General features: G+C 65.3%; 19 protein-coding genes. 11 read left to right on the top strand and 8 right to left on the bottom strand.

What is annotated here, in order from left to right; all coding sequences use genetic code 11:
- Window positions 1–2: 2 nt before the first annotated feature.
- Both ABWW33_RS01520 and ABWW33_RS01525 read right to left on the bottom strand, forming a co-directional pair.
- On the bottom strand, window positions 3–692 hold the full coding sequence (locus tag ABWW33_RS01520; protein WP_176650457.1) for an RES family NAD+ phosphorylase: 690 nt from the start codon (window positions 690–692) through the stop codon (window positions 3–5).
- Complete coding sequence (locus ABWW33_RS01525) at window positions 693–1,130, bottom strand: antitoxin Xre/MbcA/ParS toxin-binding domain-containing protein (protein ID WP_176650458.1); 438 nt, start codon at window positions 1,128–1,130, stop codon at window positions 693–695.
- Window positions 1,131–1,212: 82 nt separating this feature from the next.
- On the opposite strand from ABWW33_RS01525, the gene ABWW33_RS01530 reads away from it, so the two are divergent.
- Window positions 1,213–1,677, top strand: a complete 465-nt coding sequence (locus ABWW33_RS01530; protein WP_176650459.1) for a YybH family protein — start codon at window positions 1,213–1,215, stop codon at window positions 1,675–1,677.
- 10 nt (window positions 1,678–1,687) lie between these two features.
- Here ABWW33_RS01530 and recJ read toward each other — a convergent pair whose 3' ends face one another.
- Together recJ and ABWW33_RS01540 are read right to left on the bottom strand one after the other, a co-directional pair.
- Window positions 1,688–3,382, bottom strand: coding sequence for a single-stranded-DNA-specific exonuclease RecJ (gene recJ, locus ABWW33_RS01535; protein WP_176650460.1), 1,695 nt, complete (start codon window positions 3,380–3,382; stop codon window positions 1,688–1,690).
- A gap of 1 nt (window position 3,383) precedes the next feature.
- The gene (locus ABWW33_RS01540; protein WP_353398124.1) at window positions 3,384–4,442 is read right to left on the bottom strand and encodes a hypothetical protein; all 1,059 of its coding nucleotides are present in this window, start codon (window positions 4,440–4,442) and stop codon (window positions 3,384–3,386) included.
- Window positions 4,443–4,668: 226 nt separating this feature from the next.
- On the opposite strand from ABWW33_RS01540, the gene ABWW33_RS01545 reads away from it, so the two are divergent.
- From ABWW33_RS01545 to ABWW33_RS01565, 5 genes are all read left to right on the top strand, one after another.
- Window positions 4,669–5,934, top strand: coding sequence for a lipoprotein-releasing ABC transporter permease subunit (locus tag ABWW33_RS01545; RefSeq protein WP_176650462.1), 1,266 nt, complete (start codon window positions 4,669–4,671; stop codon window positions 5,932–5,934).
- On the top strand, window positions 5,927–6,622 hold the full coding sequence (gene lolD / locus ABWW33_RS01550) for a lipoprotein-releasing ABC transporter ATP-binding protein LolD (RefSeq protein ID WP_353398127.1): 696 nt from the start codon (window positions 5,927–5,929) through the stop codon (window positions 6,620–6,622). Before ABWW33_RS01545 ends, lolD begins: the two co-directional genes overlap by 8 nt.
- Window positions 6,623–6,627: 5 nt before the next feature.
- On the top strand, window positions 6,628–7,431 hold the full coding sequence (locus ABWW33_RS01555) for a TatD family hydrolase (RefSeq protein WP_353398129.1): 804 nt from the start codon (window positions 6,628–6,630) through the stop codon (window positions 7,429–7,431).
- Between the two features lie 63 nt (window positions 7,432–7,494).
- Window positions 7,495–8,289 (top strand): CsgG/HfaB family protein, encoded by a 795-nt coding sequence (locus tag ABWW33_RS01560; protein WP_176650465.1) that lies wholly within the window; start codon window positions 7,495–7,497, stop codon window positions 8,287–8,289.
- Window positions 8,290–8,360: 71 nt separating this feature from the next.
- The gene (locus ABWW33_RS01565) at window positions 8,361–10,862 is read left to right on the top strand and encodes a DNA internalization-related competence protein ComEC/Rec2 (protein WP_353398132.1); all 2,502 of its coding nucleotides are present in this window, start codon (window positions 8,361–8,363) and stop codon (window positions 10,860–10,862) included.
- On the opposite strand, the gene ABWW33_RS01570 is transcribed toward ABWW33_RS01565, so the two are convergent.
- Window positions 10,859–13,330: an SGNH/GDSL hydrolase family protein gene (locus tag ABWW33_RS01570; RefSeq protein ID WP_353398135.1), complete on the bottom strand. Its 2,472-nt coding sequence runs from the start codon at window positions 13,328–13,330 to the stop codon at window positions 10,859–10,861. The two genes, ABWW33_RS01565 and ABWW33_RS01570, sit on opposite strands and share 4 nt — an antisense overlap.
- 180 nt (window positions 13,331–13,510) lie before the next feature.
- Between ABWW33_RS01570 and ABWW33_RS01575 the strand changes: the two genes are divergently transcribed.
- Together ABWW33_RS01575 and dcd are read left to right on the top strand one after the other, a co-directional pair.
- Window positions 13,511–14,344: an alpha/beta hydrolase gene (locus tag ABWW33_RS01575; protein ID WP_176650468.1), complete on the top strand. Its 834-nt coding sequence runs from the start codon at window positions 13,511–13,513 to the stop codon at window positions 14,342–14,344.
- Between the two features lie 56 nt (window positions 14,345–14,400).
- The gene (gene dcd, locus ABWW33_RS01580; RefSeq protein WP_176650469.1) at window positions 14,401–14,967 is read left to right on the top strand and encodes a dCTP deaminase; all 567 of its coding nucleotides are present in this window, start codon (window positions 14,401–14,403) and stop codon (window positions 14,965–14,967) included.
- Between the two features lie 19 nt (window positions 14,968–14,986).
- Here the strand turns inward: dcd and ABWW33_RS01585 are convergent, their stop codons facing one another.
- Together ABWW33_RS01585 and ABWW33_RS01590 are read right to left on the bottom strand one after the other, a co-directional pair.
- Window positions 14,987–16,558 carry a HAMP domain-containing sensor histidine kinase gene (locus ABWW33_RS01585; protein WP_353398139.1) on the bottom strand — a complete coding sequence of 524 codons (1,572 nt, stop codon included), beginning with the start codon at window positions 16,556–16,558 and terminating at the stop codon, window positions 14,987–14,989.
- 4 nt (window positions 16,559–16,562) lie between these two features.
- Window positions 16,563–17,255, bottom strand: coding sequence for a response regulator (locus ABWW33_RS01590; RefSeq protein ID WP_176650471.1), 693 nt, complete (start codon window positions 17,253–17,255; stop codon window positions 16,563–16,565).
- Between the two features lie 207 nt (window positions 17,256–17,462).
- Between ABWW33_RS01590 and ABWW33_RS01595 the strand changes: the two genes are divergently transcribed.
- Genes ABWW33_RS01595 through ABWW33_RS01605 form a run of 3 tightly spaced genes read left to right on the top strand, consistent with a single transcriptional unit; the run spans window position 17,463 to window position 19,618 of the window.
- On the top strand, window positions 17,463–18,020 hold the full coding sequence (locus ABWW33_RS01595; protein ID WP_353398143.1) for a Spy/CpxP family protein refolding chaperone: 558 nt from the start codon (window positions 17,463–17,465) through the stop codon (window positions 18,018–18,020).
- 35 nt (window positions 18,021–18,055) lie between these two features.
- Window positions 18,056–18,733, top strand: coding sequence for a hypothetical protein (locus tag ABWW33_RS01600; RefSeq protein WP_353398146.1), 678 nt, complete (start codon window positions 18,056–18,058; stop codon window positions 18,731–18,733).
- Between the two features lie 12 nt (window positions 18,734–18,745).
- Entirely contained in the window at window positions 18,746–19,618 is an 873-nt protein-coding gene (locus ABWW33_RS01605) for a dioxygenase family protein (RefSeq protein ID WP_353398149.1), read from the top strand.
- Here the strand turns inward: ABWW33_RS01605 and ABWW33_RS01610 are convergent.
- Window positions 19,572–20,747 carry a hypothetical protein gene (locus ABWW33_RS01610; protein WP_353398152.1) on the bottom strand — a complete coding sequence of 392 codons (1,176 nt, stop codon included), beginning with the start codon at window positions 20,745–20,747 and terminating at the stop codon, window positions 19,572–19,574. The genes ABWW33_RS01605 and ABWW33_RS01610 overlap by 47 nt on opposite strands.
- Between the last annotated feature and the right edge of the window lie 23 nt (window positions 20,748–20,770).

A 20,770-nucleotide genomic window follows, 5' to 3' on the forward strand; every position in this document is an offset into this window, starting at 1 on the left:
ATTCAGATAATTTCGATAATCGGTACAGGGCTGCCCCGCCATGTTAACCGATAGGCCGGTCCTTTGCGCACATTGCCCACCAGCGCGGGCCGGAAGCAGGCCAGGTTGGTGCCGCCTTCGCGCCGCACGCTGGGGTAGATCACACCCAGCGAACCGCCGTCCAGCAGGCGCTCGGCCAGCGTTTGCGATGCGATGTAGCTGTCCGGGGCCAGGCATGCGTCGTAGCGCGGCTGGTTGCGCAGGTCGTGAAACGGTGCGGTGAAATCGGCCAGCATGGCCTGGTATTGGACGCTGTCGTCGAAGCGGTTGATCTCCGCGTATTCGACGGTTTTGTGGAAGCTTACTTCGGCCAGCGCGGTCTCGGCGTCGAAGGCGCAATACCATGCGCCGCGATCGCCGCCGTTGAAGCGACTGCCTTCGGGGCGTGCGTAGGTAAAGGCGGCGTTGACGATGCGGAAGTTCGGCACGCCGAACACCAGTTCATCCATCGTGATGCCGGCTGCGCCGCCGTTTTGTGCGTGCAGGCGCGCGTTGGTGGCGTTATCCAGTTCAAACAGGTCACGCAGGTCCTGGTCGTTGTCGGCCAGCGGCGCGAGAACGGAGTCTTCAAGATCGGCAAAACGCGAGGGCAGCAATCGAAAAGTGTCAAACTGGCGCAGCGTGGTTAAGGGCGGAATCAGGCTGACCGGCACTTACAGTCCTCCGCGGCGCGCGTCCAGCAGCTGACGCAAGGTTTGCATGGCGGGCAGGCCGCCCGCCGAGATGTAGGCCAGCGGCGAGCGGCCGCCGAAGATCAGGTTGGTGTTGGGCAGGGCCATCCATTCGTCGGCCAGTTTGTCGCCGTAGAGGATGTGCAGCGCCTTGTACACGCCCAGCAAATAGGAGATGCGCGTGATGCAGTCCACCTCCAGCGTGCGCTCGGGGTGCTTTTTCCACTCGTAGTAGGCGCTGCTGGAAATGCCGCCCAGCAGTTCGCGGGCGTCGTCGTCGCGCAGTTTCCAGGCGGCGGCCAGCTTGAAAAAGCCCTTCAGGGCTGCCTTGGACAGCCGCTCGCGTTCCGCCTTGGCGTTCAGGTCGACAAGAATGGTAGGCTCGAAGCGGCTGCGGGGGTAAGCATAGGTAAGATTCATAAATCCTCCGTTTATGGAGTACTTATACTCCTTTTTCGGGAAAATGGCAAATGTGAGTTCAACTAAGCAAGGGAGGCTGGACATGAAATGGATGAATCTGGCGGTGGCGGTGGCGGGGCTGCTGGCGGCGGCATCGGCCGTGGCGGCGGCTGGCGCAGGTGCTGCGCCGGCTTTTACCGGGGTGCAGGAGCAGGTGGCCAATGTCGAGCGGGCGTTCGCGGCCACGATGAAGGCGCGCGACCATGCCGCTTTCGTCAATTTCCTGTCCGAGGAGGCGATTTTCGAGGCCGGCGACAAGGCCCAGCGCGGCAAGAAGGTGGTGGCTGCCGAATGGGCGAAGTTCTTCGTCAAGCCGGACGCGCCATTCTCGTGGGAGCCGGACCAGGTGGAGGTGCTGGCCTCGGGCACGCTGGCCAAGACTTCCGGTCCGGTCTACGCGCCGGACGGCAAGCTGATCGCGCGCTTCAACTCGGTCTGGCGGCTGGAAGCGCCGAACACCTGGCGCATCGTGTTCGACGGCGGCAGCGAGGTGTGCGGCATCAAGTGATCACATCCGATCACATCGCCTCGGCATGCTCCACCATCAGCTGGACCTTGGTGACGCCGTTGTATTCGTTGGCGTCCAGGCGGAAGGCGACCTTGGCGCGGTCGCCCAGCGAATCGACGTGGCCGAACCAGATGGCGTCGTAGCGGGCGCCGTTTTTCTCCAGCAGCAGCTTGAGGTGGCGTTCCTTCAGGATGCGCTGGCTCACCACGCGGAACTCGTCGCAGAACACCGGCGGCGCAAAGCCCTGGCCCCAGACCTGGCCGTCCATCAGGCCGATGAAGTCGGTGGTGTAGTAGGCGTCTTCCAGCGGGCCGTCGGTTTCGATGACGCGCTCCAGCTGCTGCTTGCTCAGCCACGCGCGGCCCACTTCCTCGAAGGCGGCGGCGAAGGCGTCGAAGGCGTCGGCGCGCAAGGTCAGGCCGGCCGCCATCGCATGGCCGCCGAATTTGTCGATCAGCGACGGCGCCTTCTTGTAGACCAGATCCAGCGCGTCGCGCAGGTGGAAGCCGGGGATCGAGCGGCCGGAACCCTTGATCCAGCCGTCGGCGCCGGGCGCGAAGGTGATCGTCGGGCGGAAGAACTTCTCCTTCAGGCGCGAGGCGACGATGCCGATCACGCCCTGGTGCCACGATTCGTCGAACACGCAGATGGTGCTGCTGTTGGCCGGCTCGAACGCGTCCAGGTGCAGCAGGGCGGCGTCCTGCATCTCGGCCTCGATCTCGCGCCGTTTCAAGTTGATTTCGTTGAGCTGCTGCGCCAGTTGCCAGGCGCGGCCCTCGTCGTCGGTGATCAGGCACTCTATCCCGAGCGACATGTCTTCCAGCCGTCCGGCCGCGTTCAGGCGCGGGCCCAGCGCGAAACCGAGATCGAAGGGATTGGCGGTGCGCGGCTCGCGGCCGGCCACGCGGAACAGCGCCGCCACGCCGGCGTGCATGCGGCCGGCGCGCATGCGCTTCAGGCCCTGCGCCACCAGGATGCGGTTGTTCGGATCGAGGCGCACGACGTCGGCCACGGTGCCCAGCGCCACCAGGTCGAGCAGGTTGTCCAGCTTGGGCTGGGTCTGGGCGTCGAACACGCCGCGCTTGCGCAGTTCGGCGCGCAGGGCCAGCAGCACATAGAACACCACGCCGACGCCGGCGATATGCTTGCTCGGGAAGCCGCATTCCGGCTGGTTCGGATTGACGATCACGCGCGCGGCCGGCAGCGTGTCGGCCGGCAGGTGGTGGTCGGTGACGACCACTTCGATGCCGCGCCGGTTGGCCTCGGCCACGCCGTCGATGCTGGCGATGCCGTTGTCGACGGTGATGATGATGTCGGGCTGTTTCTCGCGCGCCGTCAGTTCGACGATTTCCGGCGTCAGGCCGTAGCCGTACTCGAAGCGGTTCGGCACGATGAAGTCGATGTTGGCGCCCATCGCGCGCAGGCCGCGCAGGGCGACGGCGCAGGCGGTGGCGCCGTCGCAGTCGTAGTCGGCGACGATCACCATGCGCTTGCCGGCGGCGATGGCGTCGGCCAGGAACACGGCGGCGACGTCGATGTGGAGCAGGCCCGATGGCGGGATCATGGCCGCCAGCTCGCTCGACAGCTCCTTGGGATCGGTCAGGCCGCGCGCCGCATACAGGCGCGCCAGCACAGGATGGATGCCGCCCTGGCGCAGCATTTCGGATTCACGGAACGGGCAAGGGCGGATGGCGATACGGGTCATGTCAGGTGGGGCTCAATAAGGTGTTCAGGTTCGGCTTGCGCCAGAATTTTCGCTGCGCCATTTTACTGGTGCTGATTTCACGCCAGCCGTCGCGGTGGCTGGCCACCAGCGTCAGCTGGCCGAGGCTGCCGTCGTTCAGCGCGGCCAGCAGCGGCGCGAACCACTGCTGTTCCAGGCGCTGCATGATGGCCAGCCAGGCGGCCCAGTCGCCGGCCACGGCGTCCGGTATCAGGTCGGCCAGCAGGACGGTGGCCTGGCCCTTGTCCTTGGCCTGCGCGATCAGCGTGGCGGCGGTCGGCTGGCTGCCGGATGGCTGCGCCAGCGCCTGCATCCAGGGCGGGCCGCCGCCGATGGCGACGGCGTGGCATTCGGCCGGCGTGCCGCCGGCGGCGGCGCCGCCCCACAGCCAGAAGGCGTTGACCGGCTGCAGTCCGCGCGCGGCGCGGGCTTCGTTGACCGGGTGTTCGTGCCACAGCATCTGCGCCTCGTTTTGCAGCTTGCGGTAGTTGCGCGAGTGTTCGCCTTCCGGCAGCCAGTCGCTCATGCTCTGGCCGAGGACGGCGTCGACGGTGGTGGTCTTCAGGCCGGCCCAGTCGTCGGCGCGCATCAGCCACAGGCTGGCGTCGGCGTAGACCATGGTCTTGCCGAGTTCCTCGGCGTAGGGCTGGACCAGGTCGAACAGCGCGCGCGAGTCGGCGGCATCGAGGCGCAGCTGGCGCGGATCGGACAACAGCATGTGGGTGCGCGAGATCTGCACGTGGGCCGGTTGCAGCATGAACCAGTAGCCTTCATCGACGCCGAGGCCGAAGCCGCGCAGCACGGCGGCGGCCAGCGGCGCGCCGGCGTCCGGGCTGTTTGGCGCCGGCGCCAGGCCGAGGGCATGGGCCAGCCAGGCTTCATGCGGGAGCACGCGGCCGGAGTTGTCAAAATTGAAGGTGGCCAGTTTGCTGTGGCGCGACAGCAGGGCCGCCAGCGCCGGCGTTTGCATCACGCGCTGCAGGTCCGGGGCCATTTCCGGCGGGGGCAGGGCGAAGGGCAGGGCGAGGGTAATCTGAGTCATCCCGGGATTGTAGGGCATCGCGGCCCTGCGGGACGAATTTTAGTGCACCAGCTTGATCCGTAGTGCCGAGATAAGCGCGGCAGGCGACTTCTTCGATACCGGCTGTGGCGGCTTAATCGGCACTTAAGTGCCGGCCTTTCTGGCGGCACAGTGCGGTGTTTCACCCATGAAATCCTCATTGTGTGGCAAACTGCGGGCTCACCAATGTTGATTGCCTCCGGAGCCCATGAGCATTATCCAGAATCTGCCCTTTGAATGGCTGGTCGGCCTGCGTTATACGCGGGCCGGCAAGCGCAGCGGGCGTAACAGTTTCATCTCCTTTATCTCCCTGATTTCCATGGCCGGCATCGGCCTCGGCGTGGCCGCGCTGATCGTCGTACTGTCGGTGATGAACGGCTTCCAGAAGGAAGTGACCGACCGCATGCTGTCGGTCCTGGCCCACGTCGAGATCTTCGATGCGCGCGGTTCGATGCCGGACTGGCACGCCGCCGCCGCCGAGGCGCGCAAGAATCCGGAAGTGATCGGCGCCGCACCGTTCGCCGAAACCCAGGGTATGCTGGTGCGCGACGACGTGTTGCGCCCGGCCATCATCCGCGGTGTGCTGCCGGAGCAGGAGCCCAGCGTTTCCGACGTCGCCAAGCAGACCAAGCGCGGCAGCTTCAACGCGCTGCAGCCGGGCAGCTACAACATCGTGCTCGGCATCGAGCTGGCGCGCGCGCTGCGCGTCAACCTCGGCGAGAAAGTCACGCTGGCGCTGGCGCAAGGCCAGCCGACGCCGGCCGGCGTGCTGCCGCGCCTGCGCTCGTTCACCGTGGTCGGCATCTTCGAGGCAGGCCATAACGAGTTCGACTCGGCGCTGGCCTTCGTTCACCTGACCGACGCCGAAAAACTGCTGCGCATGGACGCGCCGGCCGGCCTGCGCCTGCGCCTGTCGGACATGCACCGCGCGCCGCAAGTGGCGCAGGACCTGAAGGCCAGCATGTCGGGCGACCTGATCATGCGCGACTGGTCCAAGCTCAACGCCAACTGGTTCGCCGCCGTCCAGACCGAGAAGCGCATGATGTTCATCATCCTGACCCTGATCATCGCGGTGGCCGCCTTCAACCTGGTGTCGACCCTGGTGATGACCGTGACCGACAAGCAGGCCGACATCGCCATCCTGCGCACGCTGGGTGCCTCGCCCCGTTCGATCATGAAGATCTTCATGATCCAGGGCGCGCTGGTCGGCATCCTCGGCACCTTCATCGGCGTGGCCGGCGGCGTGCTGGTGGCGCTCAACATCGACGTCATCGTGCCGTTTATCGAACATTTATTGGGAGTGCAGTTCTTGTCGAAGGATATTTACTACATCAGCACGGTGCCGTCCGATCTGCGCTGGCCGGACGTGTTCAAGATCGGCGGCGTGGCCGTGGTGCTGGCCTTCGTGGCGACCATCTATCCAAGCTGGTGGGCCGCCCGCGTGAAACCTGCGGAGGCGCTGCGCTATGAGTAACCTCGAACCCGTCGTCCTTTCCTGCCGCGGCCTGGGCAAGACCTTCACCCAGGGCGCCTACTCGGTGCCTGTGTTGAACGGCATCGACATCGATGTGCGGCGCGGCGAACGCGTGGCCATCGTCGGCGCCTCCGGCTCGGGCAAATCGACGCTGCTGCACCTGCTGGGCGGCCTCGATACGCCGACCAAGGGCAGCGTCACCCTGCTGGGCAAGGACTTCGCCAGCCTGAGCGAAACGGCGCGCGGCGATTTGCGCAACGCCTCGCTGGGCTTCGTCTACCAGTTCCACCACCTGCTGCCGGAGTTCAGCGCGCTGGACAACGTGGCGATGCCGCTGATGATACGGCGCGTCAAGCGCGCCGAGGCATCCAGCGTCGCGCAGCAGATCCTGGCGCGCGTCAACCTGGCCAAGCGCGTCACGCACGTGCCGGGCGAGTTGTCGGGCGGCGAACGGCAGCGCGTGGCGCTGGCGCGGGCGCTGGTCACACAGCCGGCCTGCGTGCTGGCCGACGAACCGACCGGCAACCTCGATCACGCCACCGCGCAGCAGATTTTCGAGCTGATGCTGGAGCTGTCGCGCACCCTCGGCACCGCCTTCGTCATCGTCACCCACGATATCGAACTGGCACGCCGCTGCGACCGCGTGCTGCGCCTCACCGACGAAGGCCTGCAGCCATACCAGGAGTAAGCCTGATGTGGATCGACACTCACTGCCATCTGGACGCGCACGAATTCGGCGGCGAGTCCGTCGCGCAAGCCGCGCTGGCGCGGCAGCAGGGCGTGGGCATGATCGTGATCCCGGCGGTGGAGACGGCCAACTTCCCGGTGGTGGCGCAGCTGGCCGCCAGTGTGGACAATGGCTGCTACGCGCTGGGCATCCACCCGATCTACGTGCCGCAGGCTGCGGAGGACGACTTGCGGATGCTGCGCGAACAGGTCGCCGCCGCGATGGCGGATGACCGCTTCGTGGCCATCGGCGAGATCGGCCTCGATTTTTTCATCCCCATGCTGACCGAACCGACCATGCGCGAGAAGCAGGTGTTCTTCTTCCGCGAGCAGCTCAAGATCGCCCGCGACTTCGAGCTGCCGGTGCTGATGCACGTGCGCCGCTCGCAGGACGTGGTGCTCAAGCACGTGCGCCAGATCCGCCCGGCCGGCGGCATCGCGCACGCATTCAACGGCAGCTTCCAGCAGGCGCAGGGCTATATCGAGCTGGGGTTCAAGCTGGGCTTCGGCGGCGCCATGACATTTACCCGCGCGCTGCAGATACGCCGCATGGCGGCGGAGCTGCCGCTGGACGCCATCGTGCTGGAAACCGATGCGCCGGATATTTCACCCAGTTGGATCCATCCGGGCCGCAACAGCCCCGACCAGATTCCCCGCATCGGCCAGGTGCTGGCCGAGTTGCGCGGCCTGTCGCTGGCCGAAGTGGCCGCCGCGACCACCGCCAACGCCCGCGCCGCGCTGCCGCGCATGGTGAGATTTGGTGAGAATTGACGGAACTTTAATAGTGCATAATTTTAAATCTTAATTTTAAAATAATTCACTGGAAAGTGCCGCATGAAAAATATCTGCCTTGCATCGCTGCTGGTCGTGCCCATCCTCGGTTTTGCTGAAACCAGCCAGGTGTCCGAGCGCGAAATCGCCGTACCGAAGTGCGCCAATCCCGCCGCCAAGGTGGTATTTACCGAATTTAAATGCAAATCGGCGGATTGCTCGTCGGGCGCCGGCCAGCAGGATCCGCGCCAGTACCGCTGGTGGGAGCGCCAGGGCAACGTGGCGCAGCCCAGCTACACCGGCGTCGGCACCGGCATGACCGAGATGCTGGCGACCGCGCTGACGCAAACCGGCTGTTTCGACGTGCAGGAGCGCGCGGAGATGGAAGAGATCAACAAGGAACTGGCGCTGATCGGCAAAAAAGTGGAGGCCGAGGCGGCCGACTACATGATCACCGGATCGATCACCTCGCTCGGCTTCGAGCAGAGCTCCACCGGCCTGGGTGGCCTGGGCTTCCTGAAAGGGCCGTTGAGCCTGCTGGCCGGCTCGGTCGACTTCAAGAAATCCAAGGTGCACATGAACATGGACATCCGCGTGGTGGACGTCAAGCGCGCCAAGATCGTCGCCTCCAAGACCTTCCAGGCGAATAACGAGAAGAACGGCTTCGGCGTGTCGGCGCTGGGCTGGGGCGGCGGCGTGGGGCTGGGCGGCAGCCACGCCAGCATCAGCGGCTCGCCGCTGGAGGAGGTGGCGCGCGACCTGCTGGTCAAGTCGACGTCCTTCCTGGCCGAGACCATCGCGGCCAAAAATATCACCGAACACGTCGCCATCAAGGCGACGGACGTCTCGGTCAAGTAGGCGGCTGGCGCCCGGCGAACCCGGGCAGGCGCAGTGTCCGGCGGCGGGCCTGGCGGTAGCGAGGTGGCGTGATGCGGATGGCGATAATCGGCTTTGCCGCCGGCGCGGCGCTCCTGCAAACACAGGCCGCGCTGCCTGAGGCTTCGACTATCGGGCTGGCCGCCGTCGCGGTTTTGGCGTTGCCGCTGGCCTTGGCCGCATGGCGCAGGCGCGGCGGGCAGGGCGGCTGGTCCGCCACCATGCGTGGCGCGGCTGCCTTGACCCTGGCGGCGCGTCTCGCCGCGATGCTTGCCGGCTGCGCCGCCGGATTCCTTTGGGCCGCCTGGCTGGCCCATTGCGCGCTGGCGCCGCAGTTGGCGTCCGCCGACGAAGGACGCGACTTCACGCTGGTGGGCACTATCGACAACCTGCCGTATCGCTTCGACCGGGGCGTGCGCTTCAACTTCGCGGTGGAGCGGGTAGTCGGCGGCGTGCAAGGCCAAGTACCGCCGCATGTCGCGTTGTCCTGGTATGCCGGTTTCCGCGACCAGGTGACTGAAGTGGGCGACGTCCAGCCGGGCGAACGCTGGCAGCTCACGGTGCGGCTGCAACGACCGCACGGCAACGCCAATCCCTACTGTTTCGATTATGAAGTCTGGCTGCTGGAACAAGGCCTGCGCGCGACCGGCTATGTGCGTGCGGACGCGGGCAACCGGCGGCTTGACGGCTTTGTCTTCAGCATCGGCAACGTCGTCGAGCATGCCCGGGCGGTACTGCGCGCCCGCATCCTGGCCGCGCTGCCGGACCGGCCCTATGCCGGCGTGATCGTCGCGCTGGTAGTCGGCGACCAGCGCGGCATCGACCAATCCGACTGGGCGGTGTTCAACCGCACCGGCATCGGACATCTCATTTCCATCTCTGGGTTGCACATCACGATGGTGGCGGGACTGTTTGCGCTGGCCGCATTCAAGCTGTGGCGCTGGTCGTTCTTCACGCGCGCGCAGCTGCCGTTGCTGCTGCCGGCGCAGAAGGTGGCGGCGCTGGTCGGCATGGCGGTGGCCTTGCTCTACGTGCTGCTGGCTGGATTCGGCGTGCCGGCGCAGCGCACCTTGTACATGCTGACGGTGGTGGCCGCCGCGCTGTGGCTGAACCGGATCACCAGCGTCTCGCACGTGCTGTGCACCGCGCTGGGTGTGGTGGTGCTGATCGATCCGTGGGCCGTGCTGTGGCCGGGCTTCTGGCTGTCGTTCGGTGCGGTCGCCGTCATCCTGTACGCGACGGTCGGCCGTACCACGCTGCGTCCAGCGCGCGGCCGGCACGGTCCCGCGCCCGCTGCGGCGGCGCAGGCGCCGTCGCGCCGCGAGCAGCTTTGGCAGGCGTTGCGGCTGGGCGCGCACACGCAGTATGCGGTGACGTTCGGGCTGGTGCCGCTGTCCATGCTGCTGTTCGCGCAAATCTCCGTGGTCAGTCCCCTGGCGAACGCTGTGGCGATTCCCTTGATCAGCCTTGTGGTCACGCCGCTGGCTTTGGTCGGCAGCATGCTGCCCGCGCCGCTGGCCGGACCGGTGCTGGGGCTTGCGCACTGGCTGGTCGCGCTGCTGGCGGCGTGCCTGCAGTGGTTCAGCGGCCTGCGCTATGCCGTCTGGAGTGCGCCGACACCGCCGTTCTGGCTGTTCTGCTGGGCCATGTTCGGCACTATCTGGCTGCTGGCGCCGCGCGGCTGGCCGGTGCGCTGGCTGGGCCTGGCGACGTGGATACCGTTGCTGGCGGCGCAGCCATCGCATCCGGCGCCGGGCCGGATGACGGTCACCGCGTTCGACATCGGGCAGGGCATGGCGCTGCTGATCGAGACCGGGCACCACCGGCTGCTGTACGACACTGGTCCGGCCTATGCGCCCGACTCCAACGCCGGCAACCGCGTCATCCTGCCGTACCTGAAGGCGCGCGGCATCGCGGCGCTGGACGGCATGATCGTCAGCCACAGCGACGCCGACCACTCCGGCGGCGCGCTGACGCTGCTCGACGGGATCCGCATCGGTTGGGTTTTATCCTCGCTGTGGCCGAATCATCCGATCGCGCTGGCCGCGCGCCAGCACGTGCATTGCGCGGCGGGGCAGGGCTGGAGTTGGGACGGCGTGCGTTTCGAGATGCTGCATCCGCTGCCGTCCAGCTACGCCGATACCGCGCTCAAGCCGAACGCGCGCGGCTGCACGCTGAAGATCACGGCGGGCGGCAAATCGATGCTGCTGGCGGCCGACATCGAAGCCGCGCAGGAAGCCGCGCTGCTGGAGCGCGATCGTGGCCGTTTGCAGGCCGACGTGCTGCTGGCGCCGCACCACGGCAGCGGCACCTCGTCGACGCCGGCTTTCCTGCTGGCCGTGCAGCCATCGGTAGCCGTGTTCCAGGTTGGCTACCGCAACCGCTATCACCATCCCAAGCAGGAAGTGTATGAACGCTACGGCGTGCAGGGCATACGCCGCTTGCGTACCGACGAAAGCGGCGCCGTTACCATCGATTTCAGCAACGGCGCCGGCCAGGGTATCGGCATTGCCAGCTATCGCACCGAGCACCGGCGCTACTGGAACGGCCGCTAGTTGGCTCCGGCGCCGCTGGCCTGCAATACGGACGGCTTGATATTCAGCGTGACGATTTTTTCCAGCGGAGTGTTCTTCCGCGCGCCGTTGCCGACCTGGTCGACCGGCTGCACGGCAATCTGCTTGACGACGGCGACGCCGCCGGTCAGCGGCAAGCGCATCACAGGCTGGTTTTCCTGCTCTGCGGCGCAGGCTGCGCCTTCGCAGTTCCATTGCCTGAATCCCGACTTGTCGTCCTTGGCCACCAGTACCAGATCGGGTACGCCCTCGAACACCGTGCTGTTGACGGCGGGATCGTCGCACGCCAGCTTGAGGTCCGCCAATTGCACGCTGCATTCGAAGGATGGCGCCACGGTGTCGACTTCCAGCCGTGTCGTGGGCTTGACCTGGAAACGCTTCAAGGTGGCATCCCGGACCGCCAGCTCCAATTCAAACGGACCCTCGTCGGCAAGGGCCGACAGATTAATCGATAGCGTCTGGCCGGCCGCGTCGAACGAGCACTTCGCGCCCGGGCTGCGGTACGACGTGCTGGATCGGGCGCCTGAGCACAGCGTCCTCGCGCCATATTTACGGGAGAACGCGGTGACGTCCGGATAGACAGTCCGTATATAGGCGGTCGTGTCCCGTGCCGGATCGAGCGAGCTTCCAGCGAGCTGGAAATTTGCGGTGCCCGGCACGAACAGCGTGGCTCCATCGGCCGATAGCGCCGACTGCGCAATGGCGATGGCGGGAGCCTTGCCGCGTTCCGCCATGGCGGAATACAGCACCGCCATGTAGGCCTCGTGGCCGTTGGCGCTGGGGTGCATCGCGCCGCTTGATAATATCGGGTCGCCGGGGATTTCCGCCTGCAAGTGGAAGGAGTCTGCCAGCGTGCGCATCCAGCGCTGGTCGTCGGCCGCACACCAGGCGTGGGTATCGAACTCGCGCAGCGCGTGGGCGACCTTGCGCGATAAATCGTCGGTGCTGGCATCGGTCAGGAACGGATCGGTCTTCAAACCATGCACGAAGTACCAACCGTGTTTGCCCGCGGCCGCGGCCAATTCGCGGTTCAGCCGCAGCACGATGTCGTTGGAGGCATACTCGTTTTCCTTTTCATCCATGCAGAATTTCTGGTCGATTCCAGAGATATTCAGGAAACCGCCGGCGCTGCAATCGCAATATCCGTAGGCAGCTTTATCGTCCGCCGGCAGCGTCAGGCGCGTTGGGTCCGGGTAGGACATCAGGTAGACGTTGGCGGGATTGAGTTTCTGCTCCAGCTGATCGAACAGCTTCGGAAACGCGGTGCTCAGTTTCTTGATTTTTTCTTCCCGCTCGATGCGTGCTTCGGCGGTCGGCAGGCCTTTGCGCATCATCATGTCGATGACAATGGAGCCGAAGCCTATGTCGTTGCCGCCTATCGAGATGAGCGCGGCGTCGATTTCATTGGGCGAGGCCGTGTCCAGCAAGTCAGTGATTTCCTTGATCTGCGGCTTGAGCGTTTCCCACTCGTTTCCCACGGCTGAAAACAAGGGCAGTTTCTCCCAGCCATAGTGGTCCACATGCGCGGTTTTCATCTGTCCGACAGTCTCCCGGCCTGCATATCCTCGGTCCTGGTCGGCGCCGATCAGCAAGTCTGCCAGCTCGGCACCTGAACAGGCTGCACTGAGGACGGTGATGGCGCCGCCCGTTGTGATCCGCACGCCGTTCTCTACTGCGCTGGTAGATGCTGCCATTTTCAGTCCGGCACGCATCGGACCGGCCCAGAACGACCGGTGGCAGCGCTCGCTCATCCAGATCGCGCGGTTGTCGATCGGAACCAGCTCCGGCTCGACAGCACTCTTTTGCCGTACGCCCGCCTCGCCGAGTTGAAGATCAGGGTTGCCTTCACCTGAAGCATAGGAATCGCCCAAGACCACGATCAATTTATCGGCCGGAATGGGGAAGTCGACGACCTGGTCGCCAGCCGGCAGATGAACTACCACCTGGCCATTGCCGCGCGCATTGCCGCGTTGGGTCGTTTCTATGAAGCATAGTCGCTTAGGATCCTTTATTTCTTTGTCATCGAGGGTCCAGGTGCACGTGCTGTTCTCGCCAAAGCCGTCCGCCTTCAATATGAGCTGGCGGCTGGCGAGGTTGCCACACAAGGTATGCGGGTCGGAGTTGCTTTCCGCGCATTCGCTGACTGTTCCCGTTTTGGCCTTGGGAAATACCGCAGTCCATTTTCTCTGCGGCGCGGCGTAGCGGGAAACCAGCGCGTCGGCCGGCAAGCGTGCCAGATAATCCGCGCGGCTGCGATAGAGCAGGTCGTCAAACAATCCCAGCCGGGGGAGAACATCGACAGACACGGCGGGGCCGGTCTTTGGCGGAACAGGCGCCGCCTCCGCCGGAGGAGGCGGGTAGTACAGCTTCATGGTGCTGCCGCATCCCGCCGACAGCACGCAAAGCAGGATAGCCAGTATTTTGTCGGATAGTTTGTGCCACGCCGCCATGTCCACCTCCGTCTGGATTTGTAAGATTAATCCTACATCAATTGCTATTTTGATCTTTATTTTTAGAAAAAGTCTCTCCAATAGTCACAACAGCCGGTGCTCGGTATTAGAGCCTTTTCCCCATATCCCCGGAGCAAACTGCCCTTACAATGGGCCGAAACCATCATACGGAGACCGCTTGTGAGCAAGCCCAAGCTGCATTTCGCCCACGCCAACAGCTATCCGGCGGGCGTGTACCGCCAATATTTCGCGTTGCTGGCCGAGGATTTCGACATCCAGGCGCTCGACATGCACGGCCATAGCCCGCGCTACCCGGTCAGCGACTGCTGGCCTAACCTGGTCGACGAATATATCAACGAACTGACCGCCCGCTACGACGAGCCGGTGATCCTGGTCGGCCACTCGCTGGGCGGCATGCTGAGCCTGATGGTGGCGCACGCCCGGCCCGACCTGGTGCGCTGCGTCGTCATGCTCGACGCGCCGGTGGTGGCCGGGTGGCGCGCGCTGGCCTGGCGCCTGATCAAGATGACCGGCAGGGCCAACAGCGTGCCGCCGGCCAAGTTCTCCATCCGCCGCCGCAACGTGTGGCCGGACGCGCAGGCGGCCTACCAGCATTTCGTCACCAAGGACCTGTTTGCCGCGTGGGCGCCGGGCGTGCTGGCCGACTACATGGAAAGCGGCCTGAAACCGCACCCGGAGGGCGTGCAGCTGCGCTTTACCCGCGAGGTGGAGACGGCGATCTACGCCAGCCTGCCGCACCACCTGCCCAAGCTGGTGCGCGGCCGCTTCCCGGTGCCGATCGGCTTTATCGGCGGCACGGATTCGTGGGAAACCAGCCAGTCCGGCCTCGGTCACACGCAGGCGCTGGTGGGGCGGCACTTCCGCATCGTCAAAGGCGGCCATTTGTTCCCGATGGAGTCGCCGCAAGTGGCGGCCGAGGCGACGCGGGAGATGATAGTCAATCTCGTGGGCATATCGAGCAAAAAAGTTCTTAAAAGCGGGGCTTTCGCGTAAAATCTCGGGCATCCGGCGCGGTTGCGCCGCCCCCTGAACTTTAGGAATGCCTTGCGATGACGATTAAAAGCGATAAATGGATACGCCGGATGGCGGAGCAGCATGGAATGATCGAACCGTTCTTCCCGGACCAGGTGCGCCAGGAAGAGGGCCGCAAGGTGATCTCCTACGGTACCTCGTCGTACGGCTACGATATCCGCTGCGCCGACGAATTCAAGGTCTTCACCAACATCAACAGCACCATCGTCGATCCGAAGAACTTCGATTCGAATTCCTTCGTCGATATCAAGAGCGATGTCTGCATCATCCCGCCGAACTCCTTCGCGCTGGCGCGCACCATCGAGTACTTCCGCATTCCGCGCAACGTGCTGACGGTCTGCCTGGGCAAATCGACGTATGCGCGCTGCGGCATCATCGTCAACGTGACGCCGTTCGAGCCGGAATGGGAAGGCTACGTCACGCTGGAGTTCTCCAACACCACGCCGCTGCCGGCCAAGATCTACGCCGGCGAAGGCTGCGCGCAGGTGCTGTTCTTCGAGAGCGACGAAGTGTGCGAGGTGTCGTACAAGGACCGCAACGGCAAGTACCAGGGCCAGCACGGCGTGACCTTGCCGAAGGCCTGAGGTCCAGGGCCGATAAGGCTTAGCGCTTAATCGGCAGCAGCATTTCCACGCACAAGCCACCACCCGTACGGTTGGTGGCTTTTATACTTCCGCCGTGCGCCTGGATCACATGCTGGGCGATGGCCAGGCCCAGGCCGTGGCCGTCGGCGCTGGCGGTGCTGGAGCGGAAGAAGGGCTGGAAGATGGTTTCCAGATCGGCCGGCGCCACGCCTGGGCCGCGATCGAGCACGCGGATGCACAGCTGGCGCGCGTCCTGCACGGTGCGCGACTGCAGCTGCACCACGCCGCCCTCGGGGCTGTGCTTGATCGCGTTGCGCACCACGTTCTCGATGGCGCGGCCCAGCAGGTCGGCCTGGCCGGCGACCAGCACTTCGGCTTCGCCTTCCTGCACCACGCTGCGCTGCTGGCTGGACGCCTCGTAGCTGGCGTCGTCGGCGATCTGGTCCAACAGTTCCGCCATGCTGATTTCTTCCTGGCTGGCGCGGATGGCGCCCGCTTCCAGCCGCGCCAGGGTCAGCAACTCGCCCACCAGTTTGTCCATGCGCACGCTTTCGCGCTCGATGCGCTCCAGCGATGCGCCCAGCTTTTCCGGCTGCTGATGGGCGAGGCCGATCGCCGCCTGCAGGCGCGCCAGCGGCGAGCGCAGTTCGTGCGAAACGTCGTGCAGCAAACGGGTCTGGCCGTCGATCAGGCTGCGCAGGCGGGCCGTCATGCGGTCGAAGTCGCGACCGAGATCGTTCAATTCCGAATTGCCCTTGCCGTTGCCGAAGCGCGGCGCCAGATCGCCGCCGGCGGCGGCGTCGAACGCCTGCCGCAGCGCGCGGATGGGACGGGAAAAATACCACGCCAGCAGGAACGAGAACAGCAGGCTGGCCAGAGTGGCCGCGGCGATCGGCACCCACGGCGTCAGCGGCTGGAAGCGCTGGCCGCGCATCTCGCGCGGTTCGCCCGGGCCGCCGGGACCGCCCGGACCACGAGGGCCGGCGGCATCGCCCGGCCCGCCTGGGCCGCTGTCGGGTGGCGGGTTCGCATGGCCCGGGTCGAAGCGGTGGTCGGGCATTGGCGGCTGGCCGTTCGGGCCGTGGGGCTGGTCGCCGCCGGGCGGCATCGCCGGGGCGCCTTGCAGCGCCATCTGCGCGCCGCCGAGACCGGCCATCAACTGGCGGCCGCCATCGAGGCCGCGCAGGCGCTCGGCCGTCGGCAGGAACAGCGTGTGGCGCAGGCCGTCCGGATCGGTCACCTGGCGCACCACGTGGCGCTTGCCTTCCTGCTTGAGCAGGGCGCGCGATTCGCGCAGCATGGCCGGCGTGACGACGCGGCCCAGCAGTTCATGCCCCTGCTCGTCGACCACGAAAACGCGATGGCGCTCGAGGCCATCGAGCATCTTCCGCAGCGCCTTGGTGCCGCCGAATTCCAGCGTGGCCGCCGCCGCGCCGATCGCCATTTCGGCCGGCGGACTGGTGTCCAGGTCGGATGCCGCGGCGTTTTGCTGACGGAGGTTCTTGAGCCAGACGGCGCCGCCGATGCCGACCGTCGCGGTCAGCTGCGCCAGCAGGATACAGACGAAAAACTTCCAGAACAAACGGCCCACAGGCTTACTCCTTGATCAGCTGATAGCCCAGGCGGTACACGGTTTGCAGGCAGGAGCGGCCGTCGGCGATGGTGCCGAGCTTGTGGCGCAGGCTGCTCAGGTGAACGTCGATATTGCGGTCGAAGCGCGCCAGCGGCCGGCCCAGGCCCTGTTCGGACAAGGTGTTCTTGCTGACCGGGCGGCCGGCGTTACGGGCCAGCACTTCGAGCAGGTTGAATTCGGTGCTGGTCAGCTCCAGCTTGTCGCCGGCCCACGCGGCGCGGCGCTGCTCCGGCCACATGGTCAGCTGGCCGACCGTCAGCGCGGCCGGTGTGCCGCTGTCCGCCGGCGCGCTTTGCGCCCGGCGCAGGATGGCGCGGATGCGGGCGGTGAGCTCGCGCGGCGTGCAGGGCTTGGCGACGTAATCGTCGGCGCCCAGTTCGAGGCCGACGATGCGGTCGGTGTCGTCGCCGCGCCCGGTCAGCATCAGGATCGGCAGCTGGCTGTTGGTGCGGATGCGGCGCAGCGTCTCCAGGCCGTTCATGCGCGGCATCATCACGTCCAGGATGGCGATCGAATACATGCCGGTAAAGGCTTCGGCGGTGCCGGCTTCGCCGTCGTGCACGGCTTTGACATCGAAGCCTTCGCGCTCCAGGTACTCCTGGAACATGCCCACCAGTTCGATGTCGTCGTCTATCAGCAGTACTTTGCTCTTCATTGCAGCGTGGTTCTTTCTATATCGAGAAGCCGATCATAGCAGCCCTCCGGCAGCCGCCGGCATGCTTTTACCCCGTTTTACAACGCGTTGCCCTGTGCCAATCAAGTGTCAAATCGACCATCTTTACATCGATTTACCCCGGGCTAACAGCGCTTTACACGGGGTGGCAAGAAAATGGCTGCTCCCTACCAACCAAGGATTGTTTGCATGAAAACTCCAAGAAACAGCGTACACAATGTCTTGCTGGCGGCCGCCATGGCGCTGCCGCTGTTTGCCATGACCGGCGCCGTCCGCGCCGGCAACGACGATGGCGATGTCGACGGCGGCCGTCCACCGATGATGATGCGGGAAGGCGACGCGCCAGCGCACGGCGGCGAGCGCGGCCCGAACCATGGCCCCGGCTTCCACGGCGGCATGGCCCCGTTTGGCGGGCCGGTCATGGGCGGCCCCTCGCGGTCGCTGCGCGGCGTCGAGCTGAGCGAGGCCCAGGACGACCAGGTGTTCGCCATCCTGCATGCCCAGGAACCGTATCTGCGCGAGCAGGGCAAGGCGGCCGCCAAGGCCCACGAAGCGCTGCGCGCGCTGGCTGCAGCCGACAAGTACGACGACGCCAAGGCCGCGGCGCTGGCGAAGGAAGCGGCGACGGCGATGGCCAACATCGCGCTGCAGCACGTGCGCACCGAGCAGAAGTTGCGGGCCGTGCTGACGCCGGAACAGCGCAAGAAGCCAGCCGAAGACGATGCACGGCGCGCACCGCGCTCCTGAATCAACCTCAACCACTCACATGAACGGAGAACGCCATGTCGATCAGCGCCCTGAGTTCCAGTAACGTCAGCCAGCTCAGCTTTCTGAGCCGTTTGAGCAGCACCAATGCCGGCAGCAGTGCCGAGGCGACGCGCGGCGCGCCGCCACCTCGGCCACCGGAAGGCGGCGGCTTCGCCTCGGCCATCGCCGACGCGCTGGCGGCGATCGGAATTACCGACGCCAGCATCACCGGCGGCACCACCGACACCAGCACCGGCACCGCGGCAGCGGCCGGCAGCACCGACAGCACCGACAGCACGGGCGACGGCACCGACAGCGGCACGCTGGCCGATGCGCTGGGCAGCTTCCTGCAAAGCCTGATGGGCGCGCTGCACGCGCAAAACAATGGCAGCGAAGCGCCGCCGTACAGCGACGCGCAGCAGGGCGGCGGCTTGGGCGGTCCGGGCAAGCTGCAGTCCGATCTGCAGAGCCTGATCGCCAAGCTGACATCGGGCAGCACCACTTCGTCGACCACGAGCACCGACAGCACCGACGGCAGCGACGCCGTCAGCGAACTGGAAAGCACGTTCGCCAATCTGCTGGACAAGTTGAGCGGTGGTAGCGGCACCGGCAGCACCGATGCCAACGCCAAGCTGGCGGACTTCCTGCAAGCGTTGTCGTCCAAGGTCGGCGGCAGCGGCACCAGCGGCAGCCTGGTCAACACCAGGGTATAAGGAGAAATGTAAATGACAATGCACGACGATCAACACGAGCACAGCCTGGCGGCCGACCTGGGCGCCATGCTCAACCTGGCCAGCGACCGGCGCCAGACCCTGCGCTGGCTGCTGGCCGGCGCATCGGCCTTGCCGGTGCTCGGCTGCGGCGGCGGTGGCAGTGCCAGCGACAGCACCAGCGCGACCACCTCGACCGGCAGCACTACTACCACCACCACGACAACAACGACCACCGGCTCATGCGCGGTGATTCCCGAGGAGACCGGCGGCCCTTATCCGGGCGACGGCACCAACAGCAACGCCAGCGGCGTGGTCAATGTGCTGACGCAGACGGGCGTGGTCCGCAGCGACATCCGCAGCAGCTTCAACGGTCCGACCGGCGTGGCGGCCGGCGTGCCGTTGACGATCAAGCTGCAGATCGTCAACGCCAACGGCAGCTGCGCGGCCTTGTCCGGCTACGCGGTGTACCTGTGGCATTGCGACCGCGACGGCAACTACTCGCTGTATTCGAGCGGCGTGACGTCGGAGAACTATCTGCGCGGCGTGCAGGCCAGCGACACCAGCGGCAACGTCACGTTCCAGACCATCTTCCCGGGCTGCTATTCGGGCCGCATGACGCACGTGCACTTCGAGGTGTACCCGACGCTGGCCAAGAGCACCAGCGCCGCCAACCGCATCAAGACCTCGCAGTTCACCTTCCCGATGGCGACGCTGAACGAGGTCTACGCCACCAGCGGCTACAGCGCGAGCGTGCGCAACCTGGCGCAGATCAGCTACGCCACCGACAACGTCTTCAGCGACGGCACCACGCTGCAGATGGGCGCCGTCACCGGGAACGTCACCGACGGCTACGTGGTGACGCTGACCGTGGCCGTGGCGGGGTGACCGGCGCAGGCGGGGCCAGCGTATCCCTGACGGCCTTCAGCCGCGCATAAAACTGATCGCTGCTATTGGAAATTTCATCGAACAGCAGCAGGGCGCCCACGGCAATCCTGCCCATCTGGTACTGGTGATTGAATAAGGTTTCCTCATTGCTTTCATGTAGGCGGCGCGAACCATGCGAGATGTGGCAGCGTTGCTTGTACAGTTCCTTCAAGTCATCTTCGATGGCTGCCCACTCCTGTTTCATGTCGCTGTCGACAACAGGGTGGGCCTGGGACGCCAGATCCGGGTGAGCAGCGATGACGGCGAACGTTGCACCGAACTCGCGGAACTTCGCCGACACACCGCCCGTGCCGCCGGCCTGGTTGGTCAGGGCCTCGACAGCGGTGGCGCCCCGGAGGAAGCAGTCTCGCAGATTGGTCTCTTCCATCATGGCACCGAACTGGATCATGCTGGCGCCGATGATTTCATGCAGCGGCGTCACGTGCTGGCCTGTGTGGGAACGGTAGACCGTCGCTGCCAGCGTCTCGAAATTCCAGGCCAGTATCCACAGGTCAATGTCTTTCTGATGGAGCGGCACATCGTGGATGCGGGTGCCCGGCAGCAGATCCTCGGAATAGGATTTGCCGCTATCCGTCACGCCGACGACCGTAGAGTAATGTGGCAGGTGCTGAAGGCTGATGAGATTGTGGGCAGGCATCTGGCCCCGATGGCCAATAAAGATAAACAGGCGCAGCAGCGACAACATGTCTTCGAGAAGCGGCAAGGCCATGCCAATCACATCGGTGGGTTCGCCGCCGGCTATCGTTGCAATACAAATGCATTCCTTGTTCCTGAGTGTGACGACATCGACCATCTGGCCGTCAATCAGACGAGGCTGTGTTTGATCGGTTTTGTGTCTGGCACATCGGCGACACCGGTTTTGTTCAGGCACTACATGGCCAGGGATTTTTACGGACAACACAGTACTGCACCAAAAGTCCTCCTTGAGGCGCAGCTGATGTTTTTCGCGCAGGTTCTCCATGCTTGCATGGCGGAGCGAAAACGGACCGAATTCGACGTCCGTCTTAAACTTTACGCCTATGATGGGCAACAGGATTTCCCATTCCACCGTTTGCATTGCGGTATTCATAAGTTGAGATGTTACGACGTAGG

This window comes from Duganella hordei (assembly GCF_040369125.1).
Taxonomy (GTDB): Bacteria; Pseudomonadota; Gammaproteobacteria; order Burkholderiales; family Burkholderiaceae_D; genus Rugamonas; species Rugamonas hordei.

Bases quoted from the DNA above. Each gene is read 5' to 3' on its own strand.
- recJ (WP_176650460.1), bottom strand. From the start codon at position 3,382: ATGACCCGTATCGCCATCCGCCCTTGCCCGTTCCGTGAATCCGAAATG.
- ABWW33_RS01540 (WP_353398124.1), bottom strand. From the start codon at position 4,442: ATGACTCAGATTACCCTCGCCCTGCCCTTCGCCCTGCCCCCGCCGGAA.
- lolD (WP_353398127.1), top strand. From the start codon at position 5,927: ATGAGTAACCTCGAACCCGTCGTCCTTTCCTGCCGCGGCCTGGGCAAG.
- ABWW33_RS01595 (WP_353398143.1), top strand. From the start codon at position 17,463: ATGAAAACTCCAAGAAACAGCGTACACAATGTCTTGCTGGCGGCCGCC.
- ABWW33_RS01600 (WP_353398146.1), top strand. From the start codon at position 18,056: ATGTCGATCAGCGCCCTGAGTTCCAGTAACGTCAGCCAGCTCAGCTTT.
- ABWW33_RS01525 (WP_176650458.1), bottom strand. From the start codon at position 1,130: ATGAATCTTACCTATGCTTACCCCCGCAGCCGCTTCGAGCCTACCATT.
- ABWW33_RS01560 (WP_176650465.1), top strand. From the start codon at position 7,495: ATGAAAAATATCTGCCTTGCATCGCTGCTGGTCGTGCCCATCCTCGGT.
- ABWW33_RS01545 (WP_176650462.1), top strand. From the start codon at position 4,669: ATGAGCATTATCCAGAATCTGCCCTTTGAATGGCTGGTCGGCCTGCGT.
- ABWW33_RS01570 (WP_353398135.1), bottom strand. From the start codon at position 13,330: ATGGCGGCGTGGCACAAACTATCCGACAAAATACTGGCTATCCTGCTT.
- dcd (WP_176650469.1), top strand. From the start codon at position 14,401: ATGACGATTAAAAGCGATAAATGGATACGCCGGATGGCGGAGCAGCAT.
- ABWW33_RS01555 (WP_353398129.1), top strand. From the start codon at position 6,628: ATGTGGATCGACACTCACTGCCATCTGGACGCGCACGAATTCGGCGGC.
- ABWW33_RS01530 (WP_176650459.1), top strand. From the start codon at position 1,213: ATGAAATGGATGAATCTGGCGGTGGCGGTGGCGGGGCTGCTGGCGGCG.
- ABWW33_RS01610 (WP_353398152.1), bottom strand. From the start codon at position 20,747: ATGAATACCGCAATGCAAACGGTGGAATGGGAAATCCTGTTGCCCATC.
- ABWW33_RS01605 (WP_353398149.1), top strand. From the start codon at position 18,746: ATGACAATGCACGACGATCAACACGAGCACAGCCTGGCGGCCGACCTG.
- ABWW33_RS01590 (WP_176650471.1), bottom strand. From the start codon at position 17,255: ATGAAGAGCAAAGTACTGCTGATAGACGACGACATCGAACTGGTGGGC.
- ABWW33_RS01565 (WP_353398132.1), top strand. From the start codon at position 8,361: ATGCGGATGGCGATAATCGGCTTTGCCGCCGGCGCGGCGCTCCTGCAA.